Source organism: Pseudomonas sp. NPDC089406 (assembly GCF_044900265.1).
Lineage (GTDB): Bacteria > Pseudomonadota > Gammaproteobacteria > Pseudomonadales > Pseudomonadaceae > Aquipseudomonas > Aquipseudomonas fakonensis.
In genome coordinates this window covers 1-4299 of sequence record NZ_JBJDNC010000083.1, presented here as the reverse complement: position 1 = coordinate 4299, position 4299 = coordinate 1, and the positions used below count along the sequence as shown (strand labels likewise).

5 protein-coding genes are annotated in these 4299 nt (G+C 63.8%); 1 reads left to right on the top strand and 4 read right to left on the bottom strand.

What is annotated here, in order from left to right; translation table 11 throughout:
* Window positions 1-177: 177 nt before the first annotated feature.
* The 4 genes from ACI2KK_RS28865 to ACI2KK_RS28850 form a co-directional block, all read right to left on the bottom strand.
* Entirely contained in the window at window positions 178-483 is a 306-nt protein-coding gene (locus tag ACI2KK_RS28865; protein WP_404671633.1) for a hypothetical protein, read from the bottom strand.
* 203 nt (window positions 484-686) lie between these two features.
* Window positions 687-875 (bottom strand): hypothetical protein, encoded by a 189-nt coding sequence (locus ACI2KK_RS28860; protein WP_217838825.1) that lies wholly within the window; start codon window positions 873-875, stop codon window positions 687-689.
* A gap of 142 nt (window positions 876-1017) precedes the next feature.
* Window positions 1018-1338: a heavy metal-binding domain-containing protein gene (locus ACI2KK_RS28855; RefSeq protein ID WP_217838826.1), complete on the bottom strand. Its 321-nt coding sequence runs from the start codon at window positions 1336-1338 to the stop codon at window positions 1018-1020.
* Between the two features lie 156 nt (window positions 1339-1494).
* Window positions 1495-2379 carry an EamA family transporter gene (locus ACI2KK_RS28850; RefSeq protein WP_217838827.1) on the bottom strand — a complete coding sequence of 295 codons (885 nt, stop codon included), beginning with the start codon at window positions 2377-2379 and terminating at the stop codon, window positions 1495-1497.
* A 255-nt stretch (window positions 2380-2634) separates the two neighbouring features.
* Here ACI2KK_RS28850 and ACI2KK_RS28845 point away from each other — a divergent pair, with 255 nt between their 5' ends.
* Entirely contained in the window at window positions 2635-4032 is a 1398-nt protein-coding gene (locus ACI2KK_RS28845; RefSeq protein ID WP_404671632.1) for a purine-cytosine permease family protein, read from the top strand.
* Window positions 4033-4299: the final 267 nt, after the last annotated feature.

Below are 4299 nucleotides of genomic sequence, written 5' to 3'. Positions count from 1 at the left end.
CAAGCCGGCTCCTACAAGTACGGCGCAGGTTTGAAGGCTATACGGTCCCTGTGGGAGCGGCTTCAGCCGCGAACACCGGCAAAGCCGGTGCCATCTACCGTGTCGTCTGATTCGCGGGTAAACCCGCTCCTACAGGGGCCACGCCAGCTTTTGACAATTACGCCAGAAGGATCCCGCTCAGGCCTGCAACCTGCGCGGCACCTGCCCCGGCATCGGCAAGGCCCCGGTCGCCAACGCCCGCGCCCGGTCCACGCCCCACACCAGCGCGCGGGTCATGGTTTCGCCCGGCCGCGCCGGGTAGTACTCCTCCAGCAACGCCTCGCCATTACGTGCATAGAGCCCCAGAAACAGCTGGGTCGCCCCCAACCGCGACAAGCGCACCTGCACATCCAGGCTGGTGCCGTCGCTGAGTTCTTCATCGTGGCTGCGGCTGTGCAGTTGCGCATCGGCCCATTGCCAGTAGGTTGCTTCCCTGATTCGCATCGGCGGCGGTACTCCCTGTAGTCGAATGCCGCGCAAGAAAAACACACAGCCGCGCCAACGGCGAGGGCGACCTGCCGATTCTCTGCGCGGGATCAACAAAATGAAGGAAAAGCAGACCACTGAGCGGTTGACCAAGCCCCGGCAGCCAAGCCCCCTGTAGGAGCCGGCTTGCCGGCGATAGCCCTGATGCAGTCTAAAGAGGGTTACTTCTTCGACGGAACACGCGGGGTAAAGCGGCCCTTCTTGCTGCGCTGCAGGTGCGCAGGTTGCAACTGCTCCGAATCATCCAGGGTCATGTGGGCAAAGCCCAGACGAAACGCCGCCTGGCCACAGCGCACCTGGCTGTTGATCGGAAATGAATCGTTCAAATCTTCGAAGTAGGATTCGCTCATGCCCTTGTCTCCCTCCAATGGTGACCGTGCCGGCAGGCAATGCGCCCGCCTGTGTAAGCTGCGGCCCAGATGAAGTGAGACTAGCCGGTCATTTGCAGACCAGCCGGACAAAACCGCCTTGCCCGACCAGTGGCACTTGGCCTTACTTCAAGCGCACCGCAGTACCGGTGGCGAACACCACGACCATGCCGCCCTGCACCGACGGCATGCTGATTTCGAAGTCCACACCCAGCACTGCATCGGCGTGCAACAGCCGTGCCCGCGCCTGCAATTCTTCGGTGGCCTGCTCGCGGGCCAGCTTCAGCGCGCTCTCCAGGGTTTGCGAGCGGCCGCCGAAGAAGTCGCGAAAGCGTGCGAAGAAATCGCGCACGAAGTTGATCCCCTGCACCGATTCGGCGCTGACCACACCGAGGTATTCGGCGACAGGGCGGCCTTCGAGCTGGCTGGTGGTGGAGATGATCATGGGTGGGGCTCCGTGCGGCTGGCATTGAAAAAGACGCCGAGTCTAACAGAGCCTCCAGGCAAGCTGCCCCCTGTAGGAGCCGGCTTGCCGGCGATCCGGCGCAGCCGGCAAGGTTCTGTGCAGAACGTTACAACCTCATCACCGGCAAGCCGGCTCCTACACGCTGGCGGCGCGCAGGCGCTGGCCCAGGCGCGGGCCGAAGACATTGATCAACAGGCCCAGCATCACCAGCAGCGCGCCCCAGCCCTGGGCCGCACTCAGGCGCTCGCCCAGCAGCAGCGCCGAGGAGCTCAAGCCAATCACCGGCACCAGCAGCGAGAACGGCGCCACCTTGCCCGCCGGGTGGCGCGACAGCAGTGTGCTCCACAGGCTGTAGCCCAGCATGGTGGCGACGAAGGCCAGGTAGATCAACGCCAGCACCGAGCTCCAGCTGATGTTGAGCAGCGCATGGCTGATGCGCTCCGGCCCCTCCAGCCACCACGACAAGGCCAGAAACGGCAGCGGCGGGATCAACCCGCCCCAGATCACCAGGGCCACCAGGTCGACCTTGCCGAAGCGCCGGGTGATGATGTTGCCCATGCCCCACATGGCGCCGCCGCACAGGGTCAGCAACAAGGCGATCACCGGCACGTGGCTGCTGTTCTCGCTGCCGATCACCGCCAGCCCGCCGGCAGCCACCAACAAACCGATCACGCCGGCCAGGCGCAGGCGCTCACCGAGGAACAATGCAGCAAAGCCCAGTGTGAAAAAGGCCTGCGACTGCAGCACCAGCGAGGCCAGCCCCGGCGGCATGCCGCTGTACATGGCCTGGAACAGGAAGGCGAACTGGCCCAGCGAAATGGTCGCGCCATAGGCGATCAGCCAGCGCCACGGCAGCTTCGGGCGCTTGACCAGCAGCACCGCCGGGAACGCCACCAGGGCAAAGCGCAGGGCGCCGAGCAACATCGGCGGCAGGCCGTCGAGGCCGACCTTGATCACCACGAAATTGACGCCCCAGGCGATGATCACCACCAGGGCGATCAGCAGGTCCTTGAGTGGCATGGCACGCATTCCTTCTTCAGGCTTGTTCTAGTCATATTTGGTTACAGCATAAGGTTATTCCCGGCCCACGGACCAGCACAGTTAGGCAAAGCCCTTGCGTAACAGTGCGCTGTGATGGCCCAAGTGGATCGTTCACGGGGGTGGAATCCTTCACTTGACCTTACTTGTATAGACATGCTCATATCAAAGCTCGGCCATGGCCCTCGTCGCGCCGATATAACCGCCTAAAACAACAACGAAGCGGAGCCCTCCCTGATGTCCAGCAAACCTGTGATCGAGCGGCGCTCGATCGACTACATTCCAGAATCCGAGCGCCACGGGCGCGTGTACAGCCAGTTCACCCTGTGGCTGGGTGCCAACCTGCAGATCACCGCCATCGTCACCGGGGCCCTGGCCGTGGTGCTGGGCGGTGATGTGTTCTGGTCGCTGATCGGGCTGTTGCTCGGCCAACTGATCGGCGGCGCGGTGATGGCCCTGCATGCCGCCCAAGGCCCGCGCCTGGGGCTGCCGCAGATGATCTCCAGCCGCGTGCAGTTCGGCGTGTATGGCGCGGCTATCCCCATGGTGCTGGTGTGCCTGATGTACCTGGGCTTTACCGCCACCGGCACGGTGCTGTCGGGCCAAGCCATCGGCCAGTTGCTCAGCGTCAGCGACAGCACTGGCATCCTGATCTTCGCCGGGGTGATCGTGCTGGCCACGCTGGCCGGCTACCGGGTGATTCACTGGATCGGCCGGGTGGCCAGCGTGCTGGGCATCATCGCCTTCGTCTACCTGTTCAGCCGCATCCTGCTGCTGGCCGACATCGGCCAGTTGCTCGACAACCGCCACTTCAGCTGGGCCAGCTTCCTGCTGGCGGTGTCGCTGGCGGCGTCCTGGCAGATCGCCTTCGGCCCTTACGTGGCCGACTACTCGCGCTATTTGCCGAGCAGCACCTCGCCGGTGAAGACCTTCCTGGCCGCAGGCCTGGGCTCGGTGCTTGGCGCCCAGGCGTCGATGATCCTCGGGGTATTTGCCGCAGCCATTGCCGGCGGGCAGTTCTCGGGGCGCGAGGTGGCCTACATCGTCGGTTTGGGTGGTGCCGGCAGCACGGCGGCGCTTTTGTACTTTTGCATCGCCTTCGGCAAGGTAACCATCTCGACGCTCAACAGCTACGGCAGCTTCATGTGCATCGCCACCATCATCAGCGGGTTCCGCGGCCACCTTAAGATCAGCCGCCTGCAACGCCTGGTGTTCGTGCTGGTGATCGTTGGCGCGGCCACCCTGGTGGCGTTGCTGGGGCAGCATTCGTTCCTCAGCGCGTTCAAGTCGTTCATTTTGTTCCTGCTGACCTTCTTCGTGCCGTGGAGTGCGGTGAACCTGGTGGACTACTACTTCATCACCAAGGAGCGCTACGACATCCCGGCGCTGGCCGACCCGGACGGGCGCTACGGGCGTTGGAACTGGCCTGGCATTGGCGTTTACACCTTTGGGGTGCTGGTGCAGATGCCGTTTATCGACACCAAGCTGTATACCGGGCCGATGGTGGCGCATTTGGGGGGCGTGGATGTGTCGTGGTTGATCGGGTTGGTGGTGCCTAGCGTGCTGTATTACTGCGTGGCGCGGCGGCGGGGGCGTGAGGTGCCGGCGGGGATTATTGTGCCTGGGGGGCGGTGAGATCGGGTTCGGGTTCGGGTTCGGGTTCGGGTTCGGGTTCGGGTTCGGGCTTATGATGATTGCTTTGGTAGATGTATGCGCATTCATCGACGATATGCGCTTTTCGTCACCTTTCCGCCCTTACGGCGGCCTACTTTTGTCTTGGCAAAAGTAGGCAAAACCGCCTGCTCCTATCATCCGGCCCCCTACGCTGCGCTTCGGGGGTTCCCTCGCTCCGGGCTTGCTCCGCAGGTACGCGCCGACGGGCCGTCCCTGGCCCGATCGGCG

Coding starts and splice junctions, on each gene's coding strand:
- ACI2KK_RS28865 (WP_404671633.1), bottom strand. CDS start 483: ATGCGAATCAGGGAAGCAACCTACTGGCAATGGGCCGATGCGCAACTG.
- ACI2KK_RS28860 (WP_217838825.1), bottom strand. CDS start 875: ATGAGCGAATCCTACTTCGAAGATTTGAACGATTCATTTCCGATCAAC.
- ACI2KK_RS28855 (WP_217838826.1), bottom strand. CDS start 1,338: ATGATCATCTCCACCACCAGCCAGCTCGAAGGCCGCCCTGTCGCCGAA.
- ACI2KK_RS28850 (WP_217838827.1), bottom strand. CDS start 2,379: ATGCCACTCAAGGACCTGCTGATCGCCCTGGTGGTGATCATCGCCTGG.
- ACI2KK_RS28845 (WP_404671632.1), top strand. CDS start 2,635: ATGTCCAGCAAACCTGTGATCGAGCGGCGCTCGATCGACTACATTCCA.